This window comes from Enterobacter sp. J49, assembly GCF_002148625.1.
Lineage (GTDB): Bacteria > Pseudomonadota > Gammaproteobacteria > Enterobacterales > Enterobacteriaceae > Enterobacter > Enterobacter ludwigii.
This window is the reverse complement of record NZ_MWPY01000037.1, coordinates 155,178-181,763: the sequence shown is the minus strand read 5'-3', so window position 1 is coordinate 181,763 and position 26,586 is coordinate 155,178. Positions and strand designations below refer to the sequence as shown.

Genomic DNA, 26,586 nt, shown 5'->3' with positions numbered 1-26,586 from the left:
CCTGCAGCGAAATAAAAACCGGGAGCTCAGCTCCCGGTTTTTTTATGTCCGTAATTCATTAAGCGGTTTGGGTTTGCCAATCAGGTAACCCTGCAGATAGTCGACCCCGAAGTGAAGCAGCTTCTCCCGCTGTTCCGGCGTTTCAACATATTCGGCCACCACACTCAGTGATTTCGTCTTCGCCAGGTTGCAAATCGACTGCACGATCATCGCATCCATATCGTCGGTACAGATATCTTTCACAAAGCACCCGTCAATTTTGATGATGTCCGCCTGCAAACGTCTGAGACGTTCGTAGTTGGCATATCCGGTGCCGAAATCATCAATCGCGATCCGGAAACCGCAGTCCCGCAACTGCTGAATGTTTTTGATACTGCTGCCCGAATTAGAGAAAGCCTGCTCTTCGGTGATCTCAATCACCACCGCCTGTGGTGCTACGCCATAGCGTTCAAAGAGCGAGCAAATCTCGATGGCCACCTCTTTTTGCATCAACGTCAGGGGCATCAGATTGACAGAAAAACGCACACCGGCATGCGTCGCTGGATGATCGCGCAGCCACACCAGTAATTTTTCCATCACGCACATGTCAAAGCGGTGGCTCAGGTTAAACTGGGCAATCAGCGGTATAAAGCGGTCTGGGGTGATGATCTCGCCCTCGCTTTCCATGCGCGTCAGTATTTCGTAATACCCGCTACCATCTGCCTTCTGGATTGGCTGGGCGTATAAATGAAACTGTCCGGCATCCAAAGCATGTTTAATGCGTGCTAACATCAAAACCCGCTCGGTTGTTTGTCCTGATGCCACCTCGAGGCTATTGGTGAGCGCCAGTACATTATGCGCTCCGCAAGATTGCTCAGCCAGCCAGCTGAGCTGCCCCAGCGTATGGTGTAACTTCTCACCGTTTTCAACCATTCCCCAGGAAGCGCCAAATTCAATATCCAACCCGGTGTTGTTCCAGACAATCTTACGGCTGTTCAGCTGATCGACCATATGCTGCAGGCGCTCAGCGGTTCCCGGCCCCAGCAATACCAGCACCAGTTCGCTGCCCGGGAGCTGGAAAAGCCGCTCATCTTTTTGCAAAAATGGCTGCAGCGAGGTGGTCACCATCCGTTTGCAATGCACCCGCATAAGAATGCCGTAGTGACGACTCAAGAACTCGAGGTTGTCCATTCGCAGACAGCACACTTTGGCATCAGGGTGGTCCTGCAGAAAATCTTCCAGTGCACGAATGTTCGGTAAACCGGTCAGCGGATCGGTTAGCGCCCTGTCCTGCCAGTCCTGCTTCAGCCACTCGCTGCGCTGATAAATCCGCGACATATAGAGCAAACAGATGGCGAAAGAGATAAGGACAGACAAAATAAAGGAGAGCGAATGGCCTGACTCCACGCCATTGAGGAAATTATAGTTATAGGTCAACAGCAGAAGTGCGGATGCCGCCCAGAAAAGAGAAATGAGCGCGTAGCTCAGGCGACTGATCCCTAACGTAAAGAGAATAAAAATCACTGGCATTAAATAGCCCGCAATAATAGGTGACTCAAAAGGAGCACATAAAATTGCGAGGATGACGATTAAAAGCATCAGCCAGACTAATATATATAGCGATTTCTTTTGAAAAAACACGGGCTTCACACTGCGTCGCCAGAAGGTGATGGCATAACGTGGATTAATTATCATTCTTAACGGGTAATAGAACATCATGGTAAATATCAACGCCGCGCAGATCAGACTTTGTATATCGACTACGTTATAAATTGCGGTACCTTCACCGAAGAAGGTTGAGATAGTAACCGGGAAATGGAACAAATAACCTGCCAGGTACATCGACACTTTTATGCCTATCGGTACCATAAAGCCGAGCCAAAATATCCGTAACCCAATATGCTTGTTCGGCACGCAGTAGCGCCAGCGCTTGCCCAGTATGATCCTGAGGATGCCGCACCCCGCAAACACCGAGAACGTCTGACAGAACAATAAAACTGAATATTGTAGCGGTGCTAAATCAATGCTGAATATATTAGTGATAGTAAAACTTAACAGAACAGGAATAACCGCCCGACGCCAAAATACCAGAATAACCGCCAGCATTACGCTTAAAGGCAGCCATGCTAAATATACGTCATGACCATTAACAACAGCGCGCGGAGAGATATAACGGGAGAATGGCACCGCAACCAGGCAAAGCGCCAGGGCAGTTATAAATATCTTTACATTATTGTAAGTTTTTCTATTCATTAAGTTAGATAATCTATTTTCCATTCGTATCATTGACCGGATGGATAATAGGTTTATTAATTGCGCGAATCAAGTTGAAGTCTATTTATAGACCGCTTTATTGATTTTGATTGAGGTGAGGTACAAAAACACCTCTATTTCAGCAACAAATTAGGGTGAAGAGTTTTACAAAAGCATAAAAAAACCCCCGTCTTTCGACGAGGGTTCAAATTTTGGTGGAGCTAAGCGGGATCGAACCGCTGACCTCTTGCATGCCATGCAAGCGCTCTCCCAGCTGAGCTATAGCCCCACATGTTGACTTTACTGACCGCACTCTGTTGGGTTCAGAGTGTGGTGGAGCTAAGCGGGATCGAACCGCTGACCTCTTGCATGCCATGCAAGCGCTCTCCCAGCTGAGCTATAGCCCCATCGTAAAGCTGTCATGTTGACGGGCGGCATAATATGAATTCCGCTGCGGAGTGTCAACGGCAAAATCAATGACGGCGGTTCAATCGCCGAAAAATCATGCAAATGAATCACTTTGCGAGTCTGCTCGCAGTCATGAGTTAAGCCTGTCACATTTTCCTCTAAAACGGTGCTATAAAATGAGCCGTTAATTAACCCCACGAATATTCAGGAAATTGCATGATCAAGGAACGAATGACGCCAGAAGAGTTAGCCCTGCTCACTGGCTATAGCCGCCAGACCATCAATAAATGGGTACGCAAAGAGGGTTGGATTACATCGCCAAAACCAGGAGTCCAGGGCGGCAAAGCGCGTCTGGTGCACGTTAATGAAAAAGTGCGTGAGTTTATCCGCAGCGCGCGCCGGGCAAGTGAAACGTCTGAGATACCAGAAAGTGCCAGCCATGATGGCTCGCTTCACTCCCTGCTCCTGACGCTGGCAAATGAAATGACGCCGGAAGAGCAAAGGCAGATGACATCACTGTTACTGCGGGAAGGGATTACCGGATTGTTGCAACGTTTAGGGATACGCGACCAGAACTGATATGAAAAGATTCCGTAGCAAAATGACCACCGAAGAGCTGGCAGAAAATTTGGGTGTTGCACGGCAAACGGTGAACCGCTGGATACGCCAGCAGGGATGGAAAACCGAGGGCGTCAATGGGGTGAAAGGCGGACGTGCACGGCTGATTCACATTGATGCCCGCGTGAAGGAGCACATCATGAGCCTCCCGGCTGTCCGTAACCGTCAGGCGGTGTACCATCTGGCGGAGGTGACATCGTTGTACAGTGACCCCTCCTCGACTCTGCGTCCTGGGATCATCGAGACGCTGGAGAATATGACGCACCTTGAGCAGGAGCGTCTGGATGCCTTACTAAAGCGTGAAGGGATACGCGGCTTTCTTGCACGTCTCGGCATTGCTGAATTTAATGCATAAAAAAACGGCAGGTCTCCCTGCCGTTTTTCATGGTTCAGGCGTTATTACTGCTGATTTTCGCGCTCAGTAATAAAATCCAGCGCCTTGTTAATGCGCGCTACGCTGCGTGATTTACCAATGGCATGAACGGTAACATCAAGTGCCGGAGACTGACCCGCACCGGTGACTGCCACACGCAGTGGCATACCCACTTTGCCCATACCAACTTCCAGCTCATCTGCCGTCGCCTGAATGGCATGATGCACATTCTCGGCAGTCCAGTCAGTCATCGCCGCCAGTTTGTCACGCACCACTTCGAGTGGCTGACGCGCAACCGGACGCAGGTGCTTCTTCGCCGCGTCCGCGTCGAACTCGTCAAACTCTTCATAGAAGTAGCGGCAGCTTTCAGCGATCTCTTTAAGCGTTTTGCAACGCTCGCCGAGCAGTTTCACCAGTTCCGCCAGTTCAGGGCCAGTACGAGTATCAATATTTGCCTGCTCGATGTGCCACTGCAGGTATGTCGCCACATATTCCGGCTGCATGGTATTGATGTAGTGGTGGTTCAGCCAGAGCAGCTTATCAGTGTTAAACGCGCTCGCAGATTTGCTCACCGCGCCCAGAGAGAACAGATTGATCATCTCTTCACGGCTAAAGATCTCCTGATCGCCGCTGGACCAGCCCAGACGCACCAGATAGTTCAGAAGCGCTTCCGGCAGATAGCCGTCGTCGCGGTACTGCATGACGCTGACCGCACCGTGGCGTTTAGACAGTTTTTTGCCGTCGTCGCCATTGATCATGGACACGTGCGCATAGACCGGAACAGGGGCGTTCAGCGCTTTCAGGATGTTGATTTGACGTGGGGTGTTGTTGATATGGTCTTCGCCGCGGATAACATGCGTGATTTCCATATCCCAGTCGTCAACCACAACGCAGAAGTTATAGGTTGGGGAACCGTCGGTGCGGCGGATGATCAGATCGTCCAGCTCCTGGTTGCTGAATTCGATCGGGCCACGGATCTGGTCGTCAAAAATTACCGAGCCGTCCTGCGGGTTAGCAAAACGCACCACGCACGGTTCATCAGCAGCATGCTCGCTATGGTCATGGCGGCAGCGGCCGTCATAACGCGGTTTTTCACCCTTAGCCATCTGATCTTCACGCAGCGCATCAAGGCGTTCTTTGGAGCAATAGCATTTATACGCTGTACCCGCGACCAGCATCTCATCAATCACGGCGTTGTAGCGGTCAAAACGTTTGGTCTGGAAATACGGGCCTTCGTCCCACTCCAGATTGAGCCAGTTCATACCATCCATAATGGCTTCAATTGCTTCCGGCGTGGAGCGCTCGAGATCGGTGTCTTCAATACGCAGTACGAACTCACCTTTGTTGTGGCGTGCAAAAAGCCAGGAATAGAGAGCGGTACGTGCACCACCGACGTGCAGATAGCCTGTCGGGCTCGGCGCGAAGCGAGTTTTGATTTTCATGAAATGGCCTTACGTTATAAAGATGCCGGCAATCGGCAAATCCTGGGAAAAAAACAATGGGCAATATTCTATCACTGTGGGGGGATTCCTCAATGTTGATCCCTTTATCGTGAGGGAGTTTGCGATTTTTGTTTAGAAATCATGCGTCATCGCCCGTTTCGCGATCGTTTTGTTTAATTTTACGACGAACGAATAAAAACTTTAGAAAATGCGTTGACTCATTTTCAACTCTCCCTATAATGCGACTCCACACAGCGGGGGTGATTAGCTCAGTTGGTAGAGCATCTCCTTTACACGGAGGGGGTCGGCGGTTCGAGCCCGTCATCACCCACCATCTACTTAAGTAGACTCGCAGTGTAGATAAGTATTGAGATTGGGCGATTAGCTCAGTTGGTAGAGCATCTCCTTTACACGGAGGGGGTCGGCGGTTCGAGCCCGTCATCGCCCACCATTCTCACCTTATCGCAGCAGTTCCGAAATGGGCGATTAGCTCAGTTGGTAGAGCATCTCCTTTACACGGAGGGGGTCGGCGGTTCGAGCCCGTCATCGCCCACCATTTCGGGTCGTTAGCTCAGTTGGTAGAGCAGTTGACTTTTAATCAATTGGTCGCAGGTTCGAATCCTGCACGACCCACCAATGTAAAAAAGCGCCCTAAAGGCGCTTTTTTGCTATCTGCGGTATAACATCACTCTTCCGTCAACGTTGCTATCAACGACTTAATCGCCGGTGTCGCCTGCTTCTCGTCATACACCACATACAAATCTGCCGGTATACGTACCTGTAATGGACGAAATACAACACCGGGCCACTGCATTTGCGCATAGCTGTCAGCAGCTAACGTAATCCCCATTCCCATACTGATCATTGCCAGCACCGTCTGCGGTTCATCGGCTTCACGCACTATCATCGGTGAAAAACCGGCCTGCTGACACACTCGCTGTAAGAACGACCAGTCAGAATGCGCAGACGGCATAGTTACAAAGTACTCATTCTGCAGTTCGGTGAGCGCAATTGCGCTTTCCCCCACCAGCCGGTGATCCTCCGGCAGCGCAACCAGAAACGCCGCATCCCGTAAGCGGATACTGGTAAACCCTGCGGTGGGCTCGGTTGCCATTCGCCAGATCCCGACATCCAGCTCCCGACGCTCCAGCAGCGCCATTTGCATTACCGGTGACTTTTCGCGAAAGATGACATCAACGTTCGGATGCTCTTTCAAAAATGTGCGCATGACCGTACGCACTTCGCTCCACATGGCGGTACCGACAATGCCCAGTGCAATCCGCCCCGCCTCACCCCGTCCAATTTGTTCGACCCGCGCCAGTGCCTGGTTTGTGCTGGCAAGCAGTCGACGGGACTCTTCCATCAATACTTTACCCGCATGGGTCAAGGCGACGCTTCGTGAGTGGCGAATAAACAGTAAGGTACCGAGCTGACTTTCCAGCTCTTTTATATGCAGGCTCAACGGCGGCTGCGACATATTGAGACGGGCCGCAGCCCGTCCAAAATGAAGTTCCTCAGCGACGGCCAGAAAATAGCGCAGCAGCTTAAGGTCGGTTCGGTAGACGCGTTCCATCAACACATATCCTGGCGATAACACTTATGCTCCCACCTTAAAGCCTTTCACCGCCAGCAGGGAAAACTTTAATGCGCAACTGTGCGCAACTCGCTGTTTTTACTGGTGTGGCGATAGTTAAAGCTGAAATAAAACACCACGGCGAGCACCAACGCATACGCCGCAAATACCAGCCAGATGGTCTGCCAGTCTTTCACCCCGTCCACGGAGAAATAATCTACCGCCGCGCCGCTCAATACCGATCCGAAATAAGCACCGATACCGTTAACGGTCGTCATAAACAGCCCTTGCGCGCTGGCGCGGATATCAGCGCTTACCTCCTGTTCGACAAACACCGAGCCGGAGATGTTGAAGAAGTCGAACGCGCAACCATAGACCAGCATTGACAGCATCAACAGCCCGACGCCTGTCGCGGAAGGATCGCCATACGCAAAGAGTCCAAACCGCAGCATCCAGGCCACCATGCTCATCAGCATCACGGTTTTTATGCCAAAACGTCGGAGGAAGAAAGGAATGGTCAGGATGAACAGCACCTCTGACATCTGCGAGACGGAGAGCAAAATAGAAGGATATTTAACGATAAAGCTTTCCGCATACGCCGGATTACGCGCAAAATCATGCAGAAAGGGGCTACCGAAAGTATTGGTGATTTGCAGCACGGCGCCCAGCAGCATCGCAAACAAAAAGAACACCGCCATTCGGGGCTGTTTAAACAGGACGAACGCATTCAGGCCAAGTTTGCTTGCCAGTGTCGATGAGGTTTTATTCTTCGCCACCGGAATGGCCGGTAACGTCAGTGAATAGAGCGCCAGAACCAGCGACGCGGCAGCAGCAATGTAGAGTTGAATGTTGGTTAACTCTGCCCCCATCAGGCTTATGGCCCACATCGCCACAATGAAGCCTACCGTGCCATAGACCCGCACCGTTGGAAAATGGGTCACCGTGTCCAGCCCTGCCTGCTCAAGACAGGAGTAGGAAAGGGTATTCGATAGCGCAATGGTCGGCATAAAGGCCATGGCATTAACCAGCATGACCCAGAACATCAGCCCCGGTTCATTGACCTGCGCGGCATAGCAAAGCGCAACAGCACAGACGAGATGGCAAATCACGTATGCACGATCTGCCCGCAGCCACTTATCGGCAATAATGCCCACCAGCGAGGGCATCACGATCGCGGCAAGCCCCTTCGAGCTGTAGACCATACCCACGTCAGAGCCGGAAAAACCCAGGGTGTTAATCATGTAAGCGCCGAGAGTAACGAGCCAGCTTCCCCAGATAAAATATTGCATAAAGGACATCATCTTTAAGCGCGTCGTGATGTTCATACCCGATTCCTTATAGCAGAGTGACCCTCACGGGCCACGATGTTGTTTCGCTCAGGCAAGCTGGCGCAGAAAACCGCAGATAAGATCGATGAAGTTCTGGCGAGAGAGTTCGGCGGCAGCAAGCGTTTGTTCATGCGACAGTTTTACATCGCTCAGACCTTCAGCAAGGTTGGTTATGGCCGAAACGGCGACCACCTTCAGGCCACAGTGGCGCGCCGAGATCACTTCCGGCACCACTGACATTCCCACCACATCTCCGCCGATGATCTGCATCATGCGGATCTCAGCCGCGGTTTCGAAGTTAGGGCCTGGATAGGAGACAAACACCCCCTCATGCAATGGAAAGCCCTTCTCGCTCGCCACGGCCTGCAGCAGGGCACGACAATCTGCATCATAAGCATTGGCCAGCGAGAAAAAACGGTCGCCAAAACGGTCATCGTTCAGCCCGACCATCGGGGTACCCGGCAGGGTGTTAATGTGGTCGCTGAGGGCAACCAGGCTTCCCGGTTCAACCTCCGGACGTAATGAACCGGCGGCATTGGTACTGAACAGCAGTTCGCAGCCCAGCAGTTTGAAGGTGCGGATTGCATCGGTCATGACGGCGATGCCGCGGCCCTCATAGAAGTGACCGCGCCCTTTCATGCAGGCGACCGGAACACCGGCAAGATGCCCCAACACCAGCTCACCGGCGTGACCGTGAACGGTGCTCACCGGGAAGCCCGGCAGTTTTTCATAGCTCAGTACCACAGCATCAACAATCTGCTCGGCGAGCGCGCCAAGACCTGAGCCGAGAATAAACGCAACCCGCGGAGTGAAATCAGGTTTAGCGGCACGAATGATGTCGGCAGAGAACCAGGGATTATTCGAGAGGGTCATAAAAGCTCCTTGAGAATTAAGATCGCGATATCACCGATCGCATGACCTTAGTCTTATATCTGGAGCCTGCGGGTTACCTCCAATACACTTTCTCTGCACCATCAATACTGATTTGGTATCAATACCTTTCCCTGCCAGATATGGCAGTTTTGCTCAAGCTAATTGCGTTGGCGCCGATACCTCTGTTTTACAGCGAGAGGAAAAAGTATGACGACCATTCAGGCTACAACCCAGCCCATTCAAACCAGCGGTGGCGGGAGTCGTTCTTCCGGCGGCAACGATATCGCTGCCCAGATCAGCCGTATCACTGACAAGATAACCAAGCTGACTCAACAGTTAAAAGAGGTTGCGAACGGTTCCGGCAGTGCGGAAGAGAAGAAGAAACAGCAGGAGCTTATCCAGGTGCAAATCAAAGTGCTGCAGGCACAGCTCGCACAGCTGCAGCGCCAGCAGGCGGAAGAAGCCCAGAAGAAACAAGAGCAAAGTCTGGTCAACGTGGAAGGTCCGAAGAACGCATCAGACAATCATCAAATAGACATCTACGTCTAACGCTCTGTTGAGTTAAACAGTGGATCGCGTATACGGGCCTCGGTTAATCGTTGCGCCTGGATACGCACCACTTCCCAGATAGCCTGCGCAGCCCCGGAGAGCGAACGGTTTTTTCGCCGTACCAGCATCAGTTTTCGCTCAATAGCAGGCGTCAGTCGCTTCACGACCAGACGGCTTCCCTGCGGCAAAGGGAGCGCCAGGGCGGGTAATACACTGATCCCTATGCCTGCCTCCACCATGGGAAACAGCGTTGCCGGGTGTCCAATCTCCTGCACAATGGTCGCCTTAACGCCCTGCGTCACCAGCGCAGAATCAATCAGCGGACGGCTGCCTGAGGCATAATCCTGTAATACCAGGTTCGCTCCCTGCAACGCCTGCCAGTGAACAGACGGCTGCGCGGCTAGCGGATCGTCGTCCCGGCAAAGCAACAGAAACGGCTCAGACAGCACAATTTCACACTCCAGGTCACTCACCTGACCAGGATCGATAACAATACCAAAATCCACATCGCCCTGACGGATGCTCTCCAGCACCCACTGCTGCGGCCTGTCATGCAAAACAAAATCGATATCCGGATAGCGATGATTACCCTCCGCAATACACTGCGGGATAAGGTGCGCGGATATCGTCTGGCTGGCCGCAACCCGCACGGTACCCGACAGCTGCTGCCCCAGTCGACCTACATCTCTGAGCGTACTGTTGAGTTCGTCCAGCAGCCGTTCAAGGCGCTGAGCCAGCTGCTGTCCGGCTTCCGTGAGCACGACTTCACGCGTGGTGCGATCAAGCAACCGGACACCCGTCTGGCTCTCCAGCTCTTTCACGCTGTGGCTTACCGCGGACTGGCTCAGGCCGATGATCTCCCCTGCCCGACTGAAGCTGCGGGCATGGGCTACGGTGACGAAGATGCGAAGCTGGCGTAAGGAATAATTCATCTGTTTAATTCATGAATGGATGCAATAAATCAATTTTATTTCTCAAATGGAAAAAAGCACAATAGCGATATCTGTTTTCAGGAGTCATTATGAAACTATTTCGTATTCTTGATCCGTTTACGCTTACTCTGGTTGTCACGGTATTACTGGCCTCCTTCTTCCCCGCGCGGGGCGGGTTCGTTCCTTTTTTTGAAGGACTGACGACCGCGGCCATCGCGCTGTTGTTCTTTATGCACGGCGCAAAGCTCTCGCGCGAAGCCATTATTGCGGGGGGGAGCCACTGGCGACTGCACCTGTGGGTGATGTGCAGCACGTTCATCCTCTTCCCTGTACTCGGCGTGCTGTTCGCATGGTGGGCGCCGGTGAATGTCGACCCGGCCCTTTATACCGGCTTCCTGTATCTGTGCATTCTGCCGGCCACCGTGCAGTCCGCTATCGCGTTTACCTCTCTGGCGGGCGGTAACGTCGCAGCCGCAGTCTGTTCAGCGTCGGCATCCAGCCTGTTAGGGATTTTCGTTTCGCCGCTGCTGGTGGGTCTGCTGATGAACATGCACGGCGCGGAAGGTAACCTGGAACAGGTAGGTAAAATCTGTCTGCAGCTGCTGTTGCCGTTTGTGCTGGGTCATCTCTCTCGTCCGTGGACGGGCGCGTTTGTTGCAAAGCACAAAAAATGGATCTCAAAAACCGACCAGTCGTCGATTCTGCTGGTGGTCTATTCGGCCTTCAGTGAAGCGGTTGTGAATGGCATCTGGCATAAGGTGGGCGCAGGCTCGCTGCTGTTTATCGTGGTGGTCAGCCTTGTTCTGCTGGCGATTGTGATTGGCGTAAACGTCTTTGTGGCCCGCAAGTGCGGCTTCAACAAAGCCGATGAAATTACCATTGTCTTCTGTGGCTCGAAGAAGAGCCTGGCGAACGGCATTCCTATGGCAAACATTCTCTTCCCGACCTCAATGATAGGGATGATGGTACTGCCACTGATGATTTTCCATCAGATCCAGCTGATGGTCTGCGCGGTGCTGGCGCGTCGTTACAAACGCCAGACGGAAAAACAGGCGCAGGAAGAGACCCGCGCCGCGAAAGCTTAAGGACGTTTCAGGGGCTGAACCAACTGCGTCAGCCCCTCGGTTTTAATCAGTAACGTGATAGCCATCAGCTCACCCAGTCGTCCAGCCGGGAACCCATCTTTGCGGGCAAACCACAGCAAATAATCTTCCGGTAAATCAATCAGCCTGCGGCCTTTATATTTACCGAATGGCATCTCCGTGTTGGCGATCTCAACGAGCTGCTCTTTCTCCACGTTACTCTCCTAACAGGCGCATCATTTCCGCTTCGTCGATAACCTCAATGCCCAGCTCCTGAGCTTTAGCAAGCTTCGAACCGGCGGCTTCCCCGGCAATAACCAGGTCGGTTTTCTTCGACACGCTGCCTGCCACTTTTGCGCCCAGCGCAACCAGTCGCGCTTTAGCATCATCACGTGAAAGCTGGCTCAGGCTGCCGGTCAGCACGACCGTTTTGCCGGCAAACGGGCTGTCGATCTCGTCAGCGTTGACCACGACCGGAGCCGGCCATCTGATGCCCTCTTCCAGCAGCTTGCCGATCACCTCGCGGTTGCTCTCTTCGGCAAAGAAGTTAAAGACATGCGTCGCGACGACAATTCCCACGTCCGGGACTCTCTGCAGCTCGTCAATACTCGCTTTTTCCAGAGCTTCCAGCGTACCGAAATACGCCGCCAGCCCCGCCGCCGTGGCTTCGCCCACTTCGCGAATACCGAGCGCATAAAGGAATCGGGCAAAAGTCGTCTCTTTGGCAGCATCCAGGGCATTAACCACATTCTGGGCCGACTTCGGTCCCATGCGATCAAGACCCGTGAGTTTACCCGCGGTCAGTTTGAAGAGATCTGCAGGCGTATGAACATATTCTTTCTCAACCAGCTGATCGATAATTTTGTCACCCATTCCGTCGACGTCCATCGCCCGACGGGAAACGAAGTGCTTCAGTGACTCTTTACGTTGTGCCCCGCAGATTAAGCCCCCCGTACAGCGAGCCACCGCTTCACCTTCAACGCGCTCAACGTCAGATCCACATACCGGGCAATGCGTCGGGAACACGATAGCGCGCGTATCGTCAGGACGCTCTGACTCAACCACGTTCACCACCTGCGGGATAACATCGCCCGCGCGACGAATCACCACTTTGTCACCAATGCGCAGGCCGAGACGTTCAATTTCATCGGCGTTATGCAGCGTGGCGTTACTCACCAGCACGCCAGCAACCTGCACCGGTTCCAGACGGGCAACCGGGGTAATCGCGCCCGTACGGCCCACCTGGAACTCCACGTCACGGACAAAGGTCATCTGCTCCTGCGCCGGGAATTTAAACGCCACTGCCCAGCGTGGCGCGCGCGCCACAAAGCCTAACTGCTCCTGCAGCGCAAGTGAGTTAACCTTGATAACCACGCCATCAATATCAAAACCAAGCGTCGGGCGGTCTTCTTCCACTTTGTGGTAGAACGCCAGCACGGCTTCCGGGGAGTCGCACAGCTGAACACGGTTACTCACCGGCAGGCCCCACGCTTTAAACTGCAATAAACGTCCGAGATGGGTATCCGGCAGTTCACCGCCTTCCAGAATCCCGACGCCATAGCAGAAGAAAGTAAGCGGTCGCTTCGCGGTGATACGGGGATCAAGCTGGCGCAAGGAGCCTGCCGCCGCATTACGCGGGTTAGCAAACACTTTCCCGCCGGTACGGCGCGCCTCTTCGTTGATTTTCTCGAAGCCCGCCTGCGGGAGGAATACTTCACCGCGCACTTCCAGTCGGGCTGGAATATTATCCCCTTGCAGCTTCAGCGGGATCGCACGGATGGTGCGTACGTTGGTGGTAATGTCTTCACCCGTCGTACCATCACCCCGCGTCGCGGCACGCACCAGCACACCGTTTTCATAGAGAAGGCTGACCGCCAGACCATCCAGCTTCAACTCGCAGCACCAGGTCAGGGAGTCGCTGCTTTTGAGGCGATCCTGCACGCGCTTGTTAAACGCGAGGAAGCTCTCTTCATCAAAGACGTTATCCAGAGACAACATTGGGACTTCATGACGTACCTGACTGAAAGCACCCAGCGGCTCCGCACCCACGCGCTGCGTGGGTGAGTCGGGCGTAATCAATTCCGGGTGCTGCGCCTCTAGCTCGCGCAACTCGCGCATCAGACGGTCATACTCCGCATCCGGCACTTCCGGCGCGTCCATAACATGATAGAGGTATTCATGATGGCGAAGCGTGGTTCGCAGTTCAGTGAGTTGTTGTTCGATTGAGTCCATATCACACCATCAATGAGAAAAAACCCCCGACATGCGGGGGTTGAGGAGGAGTCGATGTAAACGCGATGATTACGCGTTGGCTTCCTTAACTTCGCGGATGCGGTCCTGATACTCGCGCAGTTTCTGCGGCGTCATCATACGACGCTGATCGTCGAGCACCACACCACCGACTTCGTCAGCAATGTGCTGTGCGGACTGCAGCATCAGCTTAAAGTTTTGCAGTTCATCACCGTAGGACGGCACCTGCATGAAGATAGTGACACCCGGCGTCACGAAATCACCGGTCATTTCCGGGTCAAAGGTGCCAGGGTTGACCATATTGGCCAGGCTAAACAGCGCCGGACCGCTACCGTCAGGACTCAGGTGACGATGGAAAATATTCATGTCGCCAAACTTGAAGCCTGCCTGTTGAATGCTGTTAAGCAGGACATCGCCATTCAGGTGGGTGCCATGATGCGCAGCCACGTTCATGATGATGACCGCTTCTTTACGCTGCGGTTTTTCAACAACCGGTTCTGGCTCAACCACGGGCTCTGGTTCAACGAGCGGGGCCGGCGCAGGCTGAGGTGCAGGCTGCACGTGAACAGGCTGCTGCGGTTGGTGTACCGGCTGTGCAGGCTGTTGTGGCGCAGGTTGCTGCACAGGCTGTTGCTGAACCGGCTGTGGCGCAGCAGGCTGCTGATGGACAGGCTGTTGCGGCGGCTGACGCACCGGCTCTTCTCCAGGCTGCGGCGCCTGCTGGCGCGGCTGTGCAGAAGCATACGGCGGTTGATACTGGTGCTGCGGAGGCTGACGAGGGGCTTCATGCTCCCCATGAGCCGCGCCGGGCGCAGTATTGACCCGATGAACACGAACTTCACCCACGCCGTCGTCGTCGCTTCCGTCGATGTCATTTTCACTGTCATCGTCATCACGACTGGACTTCATGCGCTTCAGTGGGCGATCGCGAAACATAGAGGAACGCTCTTTACGGCTGGTCCAGAAACCATGTACCAGTAAAGCGATTATGGCGATCGCGCCAACAATGATTAATATCAGACGCAAATCCTGCATCATTATATTCTCTGTTGTTCTAACACCTTGCCACCACGGCAAACATTTACTCACTAAGAGTATTTGCCGTTTACGTCAAGTGCAAGTGTGTGCAGAGCATTCACAGCATAAAGATGAACTAAATCGTGCTTTTTGCTGTTTTTTCGAACATTTCCGAACTGGTCATTGGTCCGTAAGTGGATAATATAGGCGGGCAATTCCACTGGTTGTGAAAAAAGGAGTACAGCCTGGTTATGGTTTCAACATCATCTTCTCCCCCGCGCAGCGGCGTCTGGTATTTTTCTCAGGGCTGGAAACTGGTCTCACTGCCGGGGATTCGTCGCTACGTCATTCTGCCGTTGCTGATTAACATTATCCTGATGGGCGGCGCGTTCTGGTGGCTGTTCACCAGACTGGAGAGCTGGATCCCTTCGCTGATGAGCCATGTGCCGGACTGGCTGCAGTGGCTGAACTACCTGCTCTGGCCGGTAGCGGTTATCTCCGTGCTGCTGGTGTTCGGCTACTTCTTCTCGACGATTGCAAACTGGATAGCTGCGCCGTTTAACGGCCTGCTGGCAGAACAGCTGGAAGCACGTCTTACCGGTGCAACGCCGCCGGATACGGGCATGCTGGGGATCATGAAAGATATCCCACGCATCATGAAGCGCGAATGGCAGAAGTTTGCCTGGTATCTTCCCCGCGCCATTGTGCTGCTTATCCTTTATTTTGTCCCTGGCGTCGGTCAGACGGTGGCCCCGGTGCTGTGGTTCCTGTTCAGCGCCTGGATGCTGGCAATCCAGTACTGCGATTATCCGTTCGATAACCACAAGGTGCCGTTCAAAACGATGCGCAACGCCCTGCGCACGCAAAAAGTCGCGAATATGCAGTTCGGGGCGCTGACCAGCCTGTTCACCATGATCCCGGTGCTCAACCTGTTCATCATGCCGGTCGCCGTTTGCGGCGCAACGGCGATGTGGGTTGACTGCTACCGTGCTAAGCACGCGTTATGGAAGTAATGCAAAAATGTGTAAAAAGGGGGTGGCTTATGCCGCCCCTTATTCCATACTGATCCCCATTATTTCCTTGCAGTATATAGATATGCGAATTCCTTACTTCCCCCTACCTGTTCAACAGGTATGCTGGGACGGTATCCCAATTTCATACAGTTAAGGACAGGCCATGAGTAAGATTTATGAAGACAACTCGCTGACTATCGGTCATACGCCCCTGGTTCGACTGAACCGTATCGGTAATGGACGCATTCTGGCGAAGGTCGAATCACGTAACCCGAGCTTCAGCGTGAAGTGCCGTATCGGTGCAAATATGATTTGGGATGCTGAAAAACGTGGCGTGCTGAAGCCAGGCGTTGAGCTGGTTGAACCGACCAGCGGTAACACCGGTATCGCACTGGCCTATGTTGCGGCGGCGCGCGGTTATAAACTGACGCTGACCATGCCTGAAACCATGAGCATCGAACGTCGCAAACTGCTGAAAGCGCTGGGCGCGAATCTGGTGCTGACCGAAGGTGCCAAAGGCATGAAGGGTGCGATTCAGAAAGCAGAAGAGATTGTTGCCAGCGATCCGGCGAAATATCTGCTGCTGCAGCAGTTCAGCAACCCGGCGAACCCGGAAATTCACGAAAAGACCACCGGCCCGGAAATTTGGGAAGATACCGACGGTCAGGTTGATGTATTTATCTCCGGTGTAGGCACCGGCGGAACCCTGACTGGCGTGTCGCGCTATATAAAAGGCACAAAAGGTAAAAAAGACCTGATTACCGTTGCCGTGGAACCAACCGACTCGCCGGTGATCACCCAGGCGCTGGCGGGCGAAGAGATCAAACCCGGCCCACATAAAATTCAGGGTATCGGTGCCGGCTTCATTCCGGGCAACCTGGATCTGAAGCTTATTGATAAAGTGGTGACCATCACCAACGAAGAAGCTATCTCTACCGCACGTCGTCTGATGGACGAGGAAGGTATTCTGGCGGGCATCTCTTCCGGTGCTGCTGTTGCGGCAGCGCTCAAACTTCAGGAAGATGAGGCCTTTACCAATAAGAATATTGTGGTTATCCTGCCTTCATCGGGTGAGCGTTACTTGAGCACCGCACTGTTTGCCGATCTGTTCACTGAAAAAGAACTGCAACAGTAATGCCAGCATGTTAATAACGCGTAAAAAAGCACCTTTTTGGGTGCTTTTTTGTGGCCTGCTTCAAAGTTTTACCCCTCCTGGCATTGATTCACCCCGTTGGGTCTGGTATTTAAACCAGCAATTATTTTGATGCGTGAAATTAATCAGTGAACGAAATAGCCTTGCTGAATCGATTTTATGATTTGGTTCAAGTCTTGCTTTCGCTGCATAATGTTTAATGACGATCGAAACGTCAGCGCTAACAATACAGGCTAAAGTTAAGTCGCCAGGCTAGACTTTAGTTCCACAACACTAAACCTATAAGTTGGGGAAATACAATGTTCCAGCAAGAAGTTACCATTACCGCTCCGAACGGTCTGCACACCCGCCCTGCTGCTCAGTTTGTTAAAGAAGCGAAAGGCTTCACTTCTGAAATCACTGTGACTTCCAACGGCAAAAGCGCCAGCGCAAAAAGCCTGTTCAAACTGCAGACTCTGGGTCTGACTCAGGGTACCGTTGTCACCATCTCTGCTGAAGGTGAAGACGAGCAGAAAGCAGTTGAGCATCTGGTAAAACTGATGGCTGAGCTCGAGTAAGTTTCCGGGTTCTTTTAAATATCAGTCACAAGTAAGGTAGGGTTATGATTTCAGGCATTTTAGCATCCCCGGGTATCGCTTTCGGCAAAGCACTGCTGCTGAAAGAAGACGAGATCGTCATCGACCGGAAAAAAATTTCTGCCGACAAGGTTGATCAGGAAGTTGAACGTTTTCTGAGCGGTCGTGCCAAGGCATCTGCGCAACTGGAAGCAATCAAGACTAAAGCTGGCGAAACTTTCGGTGAAGAAAAAGAAGCCATCTTCGAAGGGCACATCATGCTGCTCGAAGATGAGGAGCTGGAGCAGGAAATCATAGCCCTGATTAAAGATAAAAGCATGACGGCAGACGCTGCTGCGCATGAAGTTATCGAAGGTCAGGCAACTGCCCTGGAAGAACTGGATGATGAATACCTGAAAGAGCGTGCGGCTGACGTACGTGACATCGGTAAGCGCCTGCTGCGCAACATCCTGGGTCTGGCCATTATCGACCTGAGCGCTATTCAGGATGAAGTCATCCTGGTTGCCGCCGATCTGACCCCGTCTGAAACCGCACAGTTGAACCTGAAAAAGGTCCTCGGTTTCATCACTGACGCGGGCGGGCGTACCTCCCACACCTCTATCATGGCGCGTTCTCTGGAACTGCCTGCCATTGTGGGTACCGGTAGCGTCACCTCTCAGGTCAAAAACGACGATTATCTGATTTTGGATGCCGTAAACAACGTGGTTTACGTCAACCCAACTAACGAAGAGATCGAAAAACTGCGCGCGGTTCAGGAGCAGGTTGCGACTGAAAAAGCGGAACTCGCTAAGCTGAAAGACCTGCCTGCCATCACTCTGGACGGTCATCAGGTTGAAGTGTGCGCAAACATCGGTACCGTACGTGACGTCGATGGCGCTGAGCGCAACGGCGCGGAAGGTGTGGGTCTCTATCGTACTGAATTCCTGTTCATGGACCGTGACGCGCTGCCAACTGAAGAAGAACAGTTTGCTGCGTACAAAGCTGTGGCTGAAGCGTGTGGCTCTCAGGCGGTTATCGTCCGTACCATGGATATCGGTGGCGACAAAGAGCTGCCGTACATGAACTTCCCGAAAGAAGAGAACCCGTTCCTGGGCTGGCGTGCGATTCGTATCGCGATGGATCGTAAAGAGATCCTGCGCGATCAGGTTCGCGCTATCCTGCGTGCGTCTGCTTTCGGTAAACTGCGCATCATGTTCCCGATGATCATCTCTGTTGAAGAAGTGCGTGCACTGAAGAAAGAGATCGAAATCTACAAACAGGAACTGCGCGACGAAGGTAAAGCATTTGACGAGTCAATTGAGATCGGCGTGATGGTGGAAACACCTGCGGCGGCGACCATTGCGCGTCATTTAGCCAAAGAAGTTGATTTCTTTAGTATCGGTACCAATGATTTAACGCAGTACACCCTGGCAGTTGACCGTGGTAATGATATGATTTCACATCTCTACCAGCCAATGTCACCGTCCGTACTGAACTTGATCAAGCAAGTTATTGATGCTTCTCATGCAGAAGGTAAATGGACTGGCATGTGTGGTGAGCTTGCAGGCGACGAACGTGCTACACTTCTGTTGCTGGGTATGGGTCTGGACGAATTCTCTATGAGCGCCATTTCCATCCCGCGCATTAAGAAGATTATCCGTAACACGAACTTCGAAGATGCGAAGGTGTTAGCAGAGCAGGCTCTTGCTCAACCGACAACGGACGAGTTAATGACGCTGGTTAACAAGTTCATTGAAGAAAAAACAATCTGCTAATCCACGAGATGCGGCCCAAATTACTGCTTAGGAGAAGATCATGGGTTTGTTCGATAAACTGAAATCTCTGGTTTCTGATGATAAGAAAGACTCCGGAACTATTGAGATTGTTGCTCCGCTCTCCGGCGAGATCGTCAACATCGAAGACGTGCCGGATGTAGTGTTTGCTGAGAAAATCGTTGGTGATGGCATTGCTATCAAACCAACTGGCAACAAAATGGTTGCTCCAGTTGACGGCACCATCGGTAAAATTTTTGAAACCAACCATGCGTTCTCTATCGAATCTGATAGCGGTATCGAACTGTTCGTTCACTTCGGTATCGACACCGTTGAACTGAAAGGCGAAGGCTTCAAACGTATCGCGGAAGAAGGCCAGCGTGTTAAAGTTGGCGACCCGGTCATTGAATTCGATCTGCCACTGCTGGAAGAAAAAGCCAAGTCTACCCTGACGCCGGTTGTTATCTCCAACATGGACGAAATCAAAGAACTGATCAAACTGTCTGGCAGCGTCACCGTGGGTGAAACCCCGGTTATCCGCATCAAGAAGTAATTCTTGCCGCACAGAAAAATGGCGCCTTCGGGCGCCATTTTTGTTTATGCGGGCAGGATAAGCTCGTCGTAGCCTTTCGACTGCGTATAAATCATCACATCTGTGACGCGGTCTCCGGCCATGCGAATCGCATCGGCAACGGTTTTGCCCTCAACGATCCCGCTTACCAGCTCTGAACAGAGGAGATCGCCCGTGCCTTTCAGGTCCGTTTCAACACGCGGATGCGCACTGACGGTGACACCGTCTCGGGTAACCAGCACCACGTGAATATTCTCCGGATCGTCCGCCACCGGCGCACTGGTAATGGCCACCCATTTCAGCGTGTCGGAAAGTAACCCCTGCGCTGCCGCTATAGCACTTTCAGGCGTACGACACGGTTTGCCGCTTAGCACTTCCAGCTCAAAGACGTTAGGCGTGATCCCCTGCGCCAGTGGCAGCAGGTACTCCCGATACGCTTCAGGGATATCAGGTTTCACATACATCCCACTGTCAATATCGCCAATAACGGGGTCAACCAACACCAGCAGGTCAGGATGCTGCGCTTTGATCGCGGTGAGCCACTGCGCCAGGCATTTTATCTGGCTGGCGCTGCCCATGTAGCCCGTGGTAACGGCTTTAAGCTCGCGCAGGATCTCGCGCTCTTCCAGCGCCTTAAGATACCCGCTGAACCACTCATCGGGGATCACGCCACCGTAAAAGGTATCGTAGTGCGGCGTGTTGCTGAACAGCACGGTCGGCACGGCAGTGACGGTCAGCCGGTGGGTACGAATGTTCGGCACCGCAATGCTGTTCCCCACGCTGCCGTAAACCACCTGCGACTGTACCGCGACAATATCGGTTTGCTGCGCCCGGGTGTTATCCCGGAATAAAATCATCTCCATGACGCTTAAATCCCCGCCCCCTGCGTATAACTCTCTTCACCAAAGACGCCGGTAGAAAGATAGCGATCGCCGCGGTCGCAGATAATCGCCACCACGACAGCCCCGGGATGTGCCTGCGCAACACGCAATGCTCCCGCTACCGCGCCACCCGAGCTGACCCCGCAGAAGATACCTTCACGCACGGCCAGTTCACGCATCGTATTCTCCGCCTCGCGTTGATGAATATCCAGCACCTGATCCACCAACTGGGCGTTATAAATGCCCGGCATGTATTCCGCCGGCCAGCGGCGAATACCCGGTATGCTGCTCCCCTCTTCCGGCTGCAGACCCACAATCGTTACCGCCTTTTCCTGCTCGCGCAGAAAACGGGATACGCCGGTAATGGTCCCTGTCGTGCCCATGCTGGAGACGAAGTGAGTGATGCGCCCGTTGGTCTGCTGCCAGATTTCCGGACCGGTAGTGGTGTAGTGAGCGTACGGGTTATCCGGGTTATTAAACTGATCGAGCAGTTTGCCTTCACCGCGTTCGGCCATGGCTAGCGCCAGGTCGCGCGCCCCTTCCATCCCCTCTTCTTTAGAGACCAGAATCAGTTCGGCACCATAGGCGCGCATCGCCGCACGGCGCTCCTGGCTCATATTATCGGGCATCAGCAACGTCATGCGATAGCCTTTCAGCGCGGCAATCATTGCCAGCGCAATACCGGTGTTACCGCTGGTGGCTTCAATCAGCACGTCGCCGGGCTGAATTTCACCGCGTTTTTCGGCCTGCACAATCATGGACAACGCAGCCCGGTCCTTCACCGAACCGGCAGGGTTATTGCCTTCGAGTTTGACCCAGATTTCGCTGCCGTTGTCCGGCCCCATGCGCTGAAGTTTGACCAGAGGGGTGTTGCCGATGGTGTGTTCTAATGTGTTCAAGATCGCTGTCCAATAAAAAGCCCGGTGGCGCGCAGCGCTCCGGGCATACGGAGATCATATTCCAGACCGGCTAAGCGCAGCGCCTCCGGTCAAACTACGTGTCATTAACCTATCAGGCTGACTCCGCCAGAGCAATATCCTCGCGCGTCTCTATGCGCTCATTGCCATGATAAATACGGGCATGCTGCAGCCCAACAAACAGGCGTTCGCCCCGGTACGGCGGCTCGTCATCATGCATCACCACCGTCAGCGGCTCGGTATACCAGCCCAGCGGTTGTACCACCAATTGGGTGTAGTGCCCTTTAGGGCTAGCTTCCAGCACCTGCACCGGCAGCGGTGAATCCAGACTCGTCCGGCGGCTCACGTCCACTTCCCAGGGACGCAGGAACAGATCGACCGGCCCCTGATGTGCGGAGGTGTATCCCAGCGGCCAGCGGTGTGCGCCCACGTGGAATTGCCCACCGCGGATGGTGCCCTGCAGCCGGTTAACTTCGCCCATAAACTCGAGGACAAATCGGGTCGCCGGTTCACGCCAGAGCTGCTCTGGCTCATCAACCTGCTCGATGTTCCCCTGACTCATCACCACCACGCGGTCCGCGACTTCCATCGCCTCTTCCTGATCGTGGGTGACGAAGACGCTGGTGAACTTCAGCTCTTCATGCAGCTGACGCAGCCAGCGGCGTAACTCTTTACGCACCTGCGCATCCAGCGCGCCAAACGGCTCATCCAGCAGCAGAATTTGCGGCTCAACGGCCAGGGCCCGCGCCAGCGCAACGCGCTGCTTCTGGCCGCCGGAAAGCTGCGCCGGGAAGCGGTCAGCCAGATGCGCAAGCTGTACCATCTCCAGCAGTTTGGTCACTTTCGCTTTGATGGTGGCCGCATCCGGACGCTCGCGGCGAGGCAGCACGGTCAGACCGAAAGCGATGTTATCGAACACGGTCATATGGCGGAACAGCGCGTAATGCTGGAACACAAAGCCCACTTTACGGTCGCGGGCGTGCAAACGGCTTACGTCGGTACCGTGAAAACGAATATGTCCGCTGGTCTGATGCTCAAGCCCGGCGATAATGCGCAGCAGCGTGGTTTTACCCGAGCCAGACGGCCCGAGCAGTGCCACCATTTGTCCGGAAGGGATATCCAGCGAGATATCATTCAGCACCTGGGTGCGACCAAAAGACTTCTTAATATTGGCAATCTCAATGCTCATGATTTCCCTCCTGGTGCTGACGTTTTTCCTGGTTCTCTAAACGCCACTGCACCACACTCTTCAAAAACAGGGTCAAAATCGCCATCAGCGTCAGTAACGCTGCGGCAGTAAAGGAACCGACGGTGTTGTAGTCCTGTTCCAGTAATTCAATCTGTAACGGTAACGACAGCGTTTCGCCGCGAATAGAGCCCGAGACGACCGAAACTGCACCGAACTCGCCAATAGCGCGGGCATTGGTCAGCACGACGCCATAGAGCAGCGCCCAGCGAATATTCGGCAGCGTCACGCGGCGGAACATCTGCCAGCCGGATGCGCCCAGCAGAATTGCCGCTTCATCTTCGTTGCTGCCCTGGCTTAACATCACCGGGACCAGTTCGCGCACCACAAACGGACAGGTTACAAACACCGTGACCAGCACCATGCCCGGCCAGGCAAACATGACCTGCAGGTTATGCTCATCCAGCCAGCCGCCCAGCGGGCCGTTAGAGCCGTAGAAGAGCAGATAAACCAGACCGGCCACCACCGGCGACACGGCAAACGGGATGTCCAGCAGGGTCAGCAGCAGCTGACGTCCCGGGAAGTTAAAGCGCGTTACCAGCCAGGCCAGCAGCGTACCGAACACCAGGTTGACCGGCACCGTGATAAGCGCAATCAGTACGGTCAGCCAGATGGCGTGCAGCATATCCGGGTTCGCCAGGTTTTCCAGCGCGGGCATCAACCCCTTGCTGAACGCCTGAACAAAAATATAAATCGTCGGCACGACGAGAATGAAGGCGGACACCAGCACGCCCGTACCAATCAGAAACCATTTTCCCCAGTTGATACGGGGAGCGTCGTATCGCTTCAATTGAGTAACTTCCGCCATCAGTGACCTACCACGCGTCGACCAAAGCGACTTTGCAGAGTGTTAATTGAGTAGAGCAGCAGCAGCGATGCGGCAAGAATGACCGAGGCAATCGCGCTCGCCGCCGGGTAATCAAACTCCTGCAAGCGGATAAAAATCATCAGCGAGGTGACTTCGGTTTTCCACGCAATGTTCCCGGCAATGAAAATAACCGCGCCGAACTCACCGAGGCTACGGGTAAACGACAGCGCGATACCGGCCAGCAGCGCCGGAGAAAGCTCAGGCAGGACGACCTTGCGGAAGCTTTGCCAGCGCGTGGCACCCAGCGTTTCCGCCGCTTCTTCGTATTCAGGACCTAACTCTTCGAGCACTGGCTGCACGGTGCGTACAACAAAAGGAATGCTGGTAAAGGCCATCGCGACCGCGATACCGAGCCAGGTATAGGTCACTTTGATATCAAGCTTCGCCAGCCACTCACCGTAAAACCCGTTCACGGAAAAGAGCGAGGCAAGGGTTAACCCCGCCACCGCCGTCGGCAGCGCAAACGGCAGGTCCATTAACGCGTCGAGCAGCGTACGGCCCGGGAAACGGTAGCGGGTTAAGATCCACGCCATCAGCAGGCCAAAGGCCCCGTTAAAAATGGACGCCACAAACGCCGACAGCAGCGTCACTTTATAGGCTGCGACGACCTGCGGGTTGGTTATCACTTCCCAGTACTGCGCCCAGCTCATTTGCGCAAGCTGCATCACCAGCGCGCTGAGCGGCAACAATAAGATCAGGCAGACGAACAACAGGCTGGTCCCAAGGCTTAAGGTAAAGCCCGGCAGCACACGTCTGGTAGAGACTGCAAACATTACTTACGCCCCGCCGCCAGCAATTTGTCTAACTCACCGCCGCTGGCAAAATGCGTTTTCATGACATCAGGCCAGGAGCCGAAATGGTCTTCCACGCGGAACAGCTCGGTCTGCGGGAATTTATCCTTCAGTTTGTTCATCACATCCGGGTTATTCACGCGGTAGTAGTAATCGGTAATGATCGTCTGCGCCTGTGGGCTGTACAGGTAGTTGAGGTAAGCTTTTGCCGCTTTCTCTGTGCCGTTGGACTGCACGTTTTTATCTACCCACGCTACCGGGAACTCGGCGAGGATATTGGTTTTCGGGATAACGACCTCGAAGCCCTGCGCGTCGTACTGTTTGCGGATATTATTCACTTCCGACTCAAAGCTGATCAGCACATCGCCCAGGCCGCGCTCTGCAAAGGTTGTGGTCGCGCCGCGACCGCCGGTATCAAACACCTCGACGTTTTTCAGGAACTGGGTCATGAACTGCTCGGTTTTCGCTTTATCGTTACCGTCAGCTTTGTCCGCCGCGCCCCACGCTGCCAGATAGGTATAGCGCGCGTTACCGGAGGTTTTTGGATTCGGGAAAATCAGCTTCACGTCGGAACGCACCAGGTCATTCCAGTCGTGGATATTTTTCGGGTTGCCCTTACGCACCAGGAAACCCATGGTGGAGTAGAACGGCGAGCTGTTGTTCGGCAAACGACTCTGCCAGTCAGCGGCGATCAGTTTGCCTTTGTCGTGCAGGATCTGCACGTCAGTGACCTGGTTATAGGTCACCACATCCGCTTTCAGCCCCTGGAGAATGGCCAGCGCCTGCTTGGACGACCCTGCGTGTGACTGTTTAATGGTCAGCTTGTCGCCGTTGTTGTCTTTCGCCCACTGCTGTTCAAACGGTGGGTTAAGGGCGGCAAACAGCTCGCGGGAAACATCATACGAACTGTTCAGCAGCTCAGTAGCCTGCGCCTGTGCCACCAGCAGCAAACCTGCCAGTGCCAGCGATCCTTTTTTCAGTACAGTAACGGCCATTGCGCACCCTTATAAATGTGATGACTATCTTATAGTCATAATATTTATAACGAGGACGAAAGGAGTAACGGTTTTATATACCGTTTGGTGATTTACAAGCAGAAAAGAGAATAAGGGTGCAGCCCGTCGTGGTCCGCACCCCAGCCCTCTCCGTGCGGGAGAGGGTGGAAAGCACTTACAGCGCCAGCAGACGCTCGACGGACGGGGCGAAGTAGTAGCCGCCGGTCACCGGTTTGGTGAAGCGCAGCATGGCGTCGCGCTTGCCGTCGGTATCGCCAAACATGCTCAGCAGCTGCTGTTCGATGTTATGCAGGCGCGCGCAGTACGCACAGAAGTAAAGACCGTGGATACCGCTTGCTGTGCCGTATGGCAGGCTCTGGCGAACAATCTTCAGACCTTTCCCGTCTTCCTTGAGGTCAACGCGGCTCAGGTGAGAGGTGACAGGACGGGCATCGCCGTCGATCTCTTCGTTGGCCTCTTTCGTACGGCCAATCATCATTTCCTGGTCATGCACGCTCATGCGGTTCAGCTGCTTGAGGTTGTGCTCCCAGCGCTGGACGAACACATAGCTGCCGCCCGCGTCGACGCCGTCTTTGATCACCGCCACTTCACGACGCGTCTCTTCACCCGCCGGGTTTTCAGTTCCGTCAACGAAGCCGCTCAGGTCGCGTTCTTCCACCCAACGGAAACCGTGGATCTCTTCCTGAACGTCAATGCTGTCACCAAAAGCCGCAACCGCCGCCTGGGCAACGGAGAAGTTCACATCATGACGCAGCGAAAGAATGTGGATCAGCACGTCGAACTGCGTTGCGGGTGCCAGGCCTTTACCGTAAGGGATAAAATCCTTCAGCTCTTCGGCGCCTTCGCCACCGCTCAGTTGACGCCAGACGTTATGACCAAAGGCAACGACCGCGCCCAGGTGGGCGTCCGGGAATTTGGCCTGGAAGGTGGCCAGCTTATCAACGAACGCTTTACTGGCCGCACGCAGGGCATCCACATCCCCTTTAACATTGGCTTCAATCCAAATCGCCGCGCGGCAATGTTCTGGCAAAATGCCACTCTGAACCTGAGACATCGCTCCTCCTGAAATAAAGATGCCACGTCAGCGTGGCATTGATGGCGGCTATTATACCCGTATTTCAGCGAGA

General features: G+C 53.9%; 25 protein-coding genes and 6 tRNA genes. 13 read left to right on the top strand and 18 right to left on the bottom strand.

Annotation, left to right across the window (positions count from 1 at the left end; genetic code table 11):
* Positions 1-42: 42 nt before the first annotated feature.
* The 3 genes from BJP35_RS19205 to BJP35_RS19195 form a co-directional block, all read right to left on the bottom strand.
* Entirely contained in the window at positions 43-2,232 is a 2,190-nt protein-coding gene (locus BJP35_RS19205; protein ID WP_086463487.1) for an EAL domain-containing protein, read from the bottom strand.
* Positions 2,233-2,445: 213 nt separating this feature from the next.
* Positions 2,446-2,521: transfer RNA gene (locus BJP35_RS19200), tRNA-Ala, on the bottom strand.
* A gap of 42 nt (positions 2,522-2,563) precedes the next feature.
* Positions 2,564-2,639, bottom strand: a tRNA-Ala gene (locus BJP35_RS19195).
* A gap of 217 nt (positions 2,640-2,856) precedes the next feature.
* Between BJP35_RS19195 and BJP35_RS19190 the strand changes: the two genes are divergently transcribed.
* On the top strand, positions 2,857-3,219 hold the full coding sequence (locus tag BJP35_RS19190) for a YfeC-like transcriptional regulator (protein ID WP_014171072.1): 363 nt from the start codon (positions 2,857-2,859) through the stop codon (positions 3,217-3,219).
* Position 3,220: 1 nt separating this feature from the next.
* Complete coding sequence (locus BJP35_RS19185) at positions 3,221-3,613, top strand: YfeC-like transcriptional regulator (RefSeq protein WP_014171073.1); 393 nt, start codon at positions 3,221-3,223, stop codon at positions 3,611-3,613.
* A 44-nt stretch (positions 3,614-3,657) separates the two neighbouring features.
* Here BJP35_RS19185 and gltX read toward each other — a convergent pair whose 3' ends face one another.
* A complete protein-coding gene (gene gltX, locus BJP35_RS19180) occupies positions 3,658-5,073 on the bottom strand; it encodes a glutamate--tRNA ligase (RefSeq protein ID WP_014171074.1) in 1,416 nt (471 codons plus the stop codon).
* A gap of 258 nt (positions 5,074-5,331) precedes the next feature.
* Here gltX and BJP35_RS19175 point away from each other — a divergent pair.
* From BJP35_RS19175 to BJP35_RS19160, 4 genes are all read left to right on the top strand, one after another.
* A tRNA-Val gene (locus tag BJP35_RS19175) sits at positions 5,332-5,407 on the top strand.
* Positions 5,408-5,448: 41 nt separating this feature from the next.
* Positions 5,449-5,524, top strand: a tRNA-Val gene (locus BJP35_RS19170).
* A gap of 29 nt (positions 5,525-5,553) precedes the next feature.
* A tRNA-Val gene (locus tag BJP35_RS19165) sits at positions 5,554-5,629 on the top strand.
* 4 nt (positions 5,630-5,633) lie between these two features.
* Positions 5,634-5,709 (top strand) — tRNA-Lys (locus tag BJP35_RS19160).
* Between the two features lie 49 nt (positions 5,710-5,758).
* Here BJP35_RS19160 and BJP35_RS19155 read toward each other — a convergent pair.
* From BJP35_RS19155 to xapA, 3 genes are all read right to left on the bottom strand, one after another.
* Positions 5,759-6,646 (bottom strand): LysR family transcriptional regulator, encoded by an 888-nt coding sequence (locus tag BJP35_RS19155; protein ID WP_047743018.1) that lies wholly within the window; start codon positions 6,644-6,646, stop codon positions 5,759-5,761.
* 68 nt (positions 6,647-6,714) lie between these two features.
* A complete protein-coding gene (locus BJP35_RS19150; protein WP_086463486.1) occupies positions 6,715-7,971 on the bottom strand; it encodes a nucleoside permease in 1,257 nt (418 codons plus the stop codon).
* A gap of 51 nt (positions 7,972-8,022) precedes the next feature.
* A complete protein-coding gene (gene xapA / locus BJP35_RS19145) occupies positions 8,023-8,847 on the bottom strand; it encodes a xanthosine phosphorylase (protein WP_047743021.1) in 825 nt (274 codons plus the stop codon).
* Between the two features lie 207 nt (positions 8,848-9,054).
* On the opposite strand from xapA, the gene BJP35_RS19140 reads away from it, so the two are divergent.
* Positions 9,055-9,396 (top strand): FlxA-like family protein, encoded by a 342-nt coding sequence (locus BJP35_RS19140; protein WP_020883093.1) that lies wholly within the window; start codon positions 9,055-9,057, stop codon positions 9,394-9,396.
* On the opposite strand, the gene BJP35_RS19135 is transcribed toward BJP35_RS19140, so the two are convergent.
* Positions 9,393-10,328 (bottom strand): LysR family transcriptional regulator, encoded by a 936-nt coding sequence (locus BJP35_RS19135; RefSeq protein ID WP_014171080.1) that lies wholly within the window; start codon positions 10,326-10,328, stop codon positions 9,393-9,395. The two genes, BJP35_RS19140 and BJP35_RS19135, sit on opposite strands and share 4 nt — an antisense overlap.
* 89 nt (positions 10,329-10,417) lie before the next feature.
* Between BJP35_RS19135 and BJP35_RS19130 the strand changes: the two genes are divergently transcribed.
* Complete coding sequence (locus tag BJP35_RS19130; RefSeq protein WP_014171081.1) at positions 10,418-11,413, top strand: bile acid:sodium symporter family protein; 996 nt, start codon at positions 10,418-10,420, stop codon at positions 11,411-11,413.
* Here the strand turns inward: BJP35_RS19130 and BJP35_RS19125 are convergent.
* The 3 genes from BJP35_RS19125 to zipA form a co-directional block, all read right to left on the bottom strand.
* On the bottom strand, positions 11,410-11,625 hold the full coding sequence (locus BJP35_RS19125; protein WP_014171082.1) for a DUF3820 family protein: 216 nt from the start codon (positions 11,623-11,625) through the stop codon (positions 11,410-11,412). The genes BJP35_RS19130 and BJP35_RS19125 overlap by 4 nt on opposite strands.
* A gap of 1 nt (position 11,626) precedes the next feature.
* A complete protein-coding gene (gene ligA / locus BJP35_RS19120) occupies positions 11,627-13,642 on the bottom strand; it encodes an NAD-dependent DNA ligase LigA (protein WP_025203500.1) in 2,016 nt (671 codons plus the stop codon).
* Positions 13,643-13,711: 69 nt separating this feature from the next.
* A complete protein-coding gene (zipA, locus tag BJP35_RS19115) occupies positions 13,712-14,698 on the bottom strand; it encodes a cell division protein ZipA (RefSeq protein WP_020883089.1) in 987 nt (328 codons plus the stop codon).
* Positions 14,699-14,928: 230 nt separating this feature from the next.
* On the opposite strand from zipA, the gene cysZ reads away from it, so the two are divergent.
* The 5 genes from cysZ to crr all read left to right on the top strand — a co-directional run bounded on the left by cysZ (position 14,929) and on the right by crr (position 19,722).
* Positions 14,929-15,690, top strand: a complete 762-nt coding sequence (gene cysZ, locus BJP35_RS19110; RefSeq protein ID WP_047743023.1) for a sulfate transporter CysZ — start codon at positions 14,929-14,931, stop codon at positions 15,688-15,690.
* A 163-nt stretch (positions 15,691-15,853) separates the two neighbouring features.
* Complete coding sequence (gene cysK / locus BJP35_RS19105) at positions 15,854-16,825, top strand: cysteine synthase A (protein WP_020883087.1); 972 nt, start codon at positions 15,854-15,856, stop codon at positions 16,823-16,825.
* A 317-nt stretch (positions 16,826-17,142) separates the two neighbouring features.
* Positions 17,143-17,400 carry a phosphocarrier protein Hpr gene (gene ptsH / locus BJP35_RS19090; RefSeq protein WP_000487600.1) on the top strand — a complete coding sequence of 86 codons (258 nt, stop codon included), beginning with the start codon at positions 17,143-17,145 and terminating at the stop codon, positions 17,398-17,400.
* A 44-nt stretch (positions 17,401-17,444) separates the two neighbouring features.
* A complete protein-coding gene (gene ptsI / locus BJP35_RS19085; protein ID WP_014171087.1) occupies positions 17,445-19,172 on the top strand; it encodes a phosphoenolpyruvate-protein phosphotransferase PtsI in 1,728 nt (575 codons plus the stop codon).
* 40 nt (positions 19,173-19,212) lie between these two features.
* Positions 19,213-19,722, top strand: coding sequence for a PTS glucose transporter subunit IIA (crr, locus tag BJP35_RS19080; protein WP_003861316.1), 510 nt, complete (start codon positions 19,213-19,215; stop codon positions 19,720-19,722).
* Between the two features lie 44 nt (positions 19,723-19,766).
* On the opposite strand, the gene pdxK is transcribed toward crr, so the two are convergent.
* The 7 genes from pdxK to BJP35_RS19045 form a co-directional block, all read right to left on the bottom strand.
* Positions 19,767-20,603, bottom strand: a complete 837-nt coding sequence (pdxK, locus tag BJP35_RS19075; RefSeq protein ID WP_086463485.1) for a pyridoxine/pyridoxal/pyridoxamine kinase — start codon at positions 20,601-20,603, stop codon at positions 19,767-19,769.
* Positions 20,604-20,608: 5 nt separating this feature from the next.
* The gene (cysM, locus tag BJP35_RS19070) at positions 20,609-21,520 is read right to left on the bottom strand and encodes a cysteine synthase CysM (protein ID WP_014171089.1); all 912 of its coding nucleotides are present in this window, start codon (positions 21,518-21,520) and stop codon (positions 20,609-20,611) included.
* A gap of 112 nt (positions 21,521-21,632) precedes the next feature.
* Positions 21,633-22,727: a sulfate/thiosulfate ABC transporter ATP-binding protein CysA gene (gene cysA, locus BJP35_RS19065; RefSeq protein WP_047743026.1), complete on the bottom strand. Its 1,095-nt coding sequence runs from the start codon at positions 22,725-22,727 to the stop codon at positions 21,633-21,635.
* Complete coding sequence (gene cysW, locus BJP35_RS19060) at positions 22,717-23,592, bottom strand: sulfate/thiosulfate ABC transporter permease CysW (protein ID WP_020883085.1); 876 nt, start codon at positions 23,590-23,592, stop codon at positions 22,717-22,719. Before cysW ends, cysA begins: the two co-directional genes overlap by 11 nt.
* On the bottom strand, positions 23,592-24,425 hold the full coding sequence (gene cysT / locus BJP35_RS19055; protein WP_020883084.1) for a sulfate/thiosulfate ABC transporter permease CysT: 834 nt from the start codon (positions 24,423-24,425) through the stop codon (positions 23,592-23,594). The genes cysW and cysT overlap by 1 nt, the downstream gene beginning before the upstream one ends.
* Positions 24,425-25,438, bottom strand: a complete 1,014-nt coding sequence (locus tag BJP35_RS19050) for a sulfate ABC transporter substrate-binding protein (RefSeq protein WP_047743027.1) — start codon at positions 25,436-25,438, stop codon at positions 24,425-24,427. Before BJP35_RS19050 ends, cysT begins: the two co-directional genes overlap by 1 nt.
* Positions 25,439-25,613: 175 nt before the next feature.
* Positions 25,614-26,513, bottom strand: a complete 900-nt coding sequence (locus tag BJP35_RS19045) for a Dyp-type peroxidase (protein ID WP_020883082.1) — start codon at positions 26,511-26,513, stop codon at positions 25,614-25,616.
* Between the last annotated feature and the right edge of the window lie 73 nt (positions 26,514-26,586).